General features: G+C 38.3%; 1 protein-coding gene. It reads left to right on the top strand.

The window, feature by feature from the left end; all coding sequences use genetic code 11:
• The coding region (locus AC0INN_RS21730) for a condensation domain-containing protein (protein WP_306615100.1) at window positions 1-1,250 on the top strand (1,250 nt) is incomplete at both ends.

Below are 1,250 nucleotides of genomic sequence, written 5' to 3'. Positions count from 1 at the left end.
TGTTGCTAAAATCGACCAGTCTGAAGTTACAGGAGAAAGTATTCTAACTCCTATCCAGAGGTATTTCTTTGAAAGTGAAGGGATCACCAATAAAAATCATTATAATCAGTCTGTTATTTTAAAGAGCAATGAAAGACTATCAGGTTCTGTCTTGGAATCTTCGATCAAACGTCTTGTAGAACACCATGATGCCTTAAGAATGGTGTATAGCCAGAAAGAAGGTGAGTGGAATCAATATAATGCAGGATCAGAAGGTCATCATTATCATTTTGAATATTTTGATATCAGAGAAGAAGGCTCTTTTGAAAACGAGCAGAGTTCTTTACAAAAAATAGGAGATCGTCTCCAAAGCGCCGTCAATATAGAATCCGGAATATTATTCCATATAGGACATGTTTCGATGAGTGATGGTGACCGAATCATATTGGTTATTCACCACCTTGTGGTTGACGGAGTTTCCTGGAGGATTTTGCTTGAAGATTTAGGAAGCTTATATGAATCGGGAATGAAAGGAGTATCTTATGAACTTCCTTCCAAAACAGATTCTTTCCAGAGTTGGGGAGCAGCATTGGAGAAGTATAGCAATAGTTCTTCTTTATCCCAAGAGCGTTTGTATTGGGAAGGTATAGAATCAGAGATTTATCCGGTTATTCCAACCGATTACCCTGCAAAAGGCAAACATATTTTAGATAGCAGCATCAGCTTTTCCTTAAATGAATTGTCTACGAAATTATTACAGACGCGTGCAGGTAAGAAATACAGTGCAGAGATTAATGATGTTTTATTGACGGGATTGGCCTTATCCTTACAGGATCAGTTTGGTATTAACAAGACCAAGGTGCTGATGGAAGGTCATGGTAGAGAGGTGATGAGTACTGACCTTGATATCAGCAGAACAGTAGGATGGTTCACCAGTGTGTATCCTTTTTCGTTAGACATCAGCAATGAGAGTCAGCCGGCTTTGGTGAGTGTCAAAGAAAATTTGAGAGGTATTCCTCATAAAGGGATTGGTTACGGAGTATTAAATTATTTAGGGGATTCATTTTCTTCAACAGGAAGTCCTACTATTCAGTTCAATTATCTTGGAGATTTTGATGATACAATAGGATCAGCATTTAATTATAGCTCAGAGTTTATCGGGAATCCGGTATCTGAAGAAAACCTAGGAACCGATATTCTATTGGATGTTTCAGGAATCACGATGAGTGGTGCCATGACTATCACGATCCGTTATTCAGGAGATCTCTTTA

The sequence above is a fragment of the Chryseobacterium subflavum genome, assembly GCF_055762745.1.
This window is presented reverse-complemented; position numbering and strand designations above follow the sequence as displayed.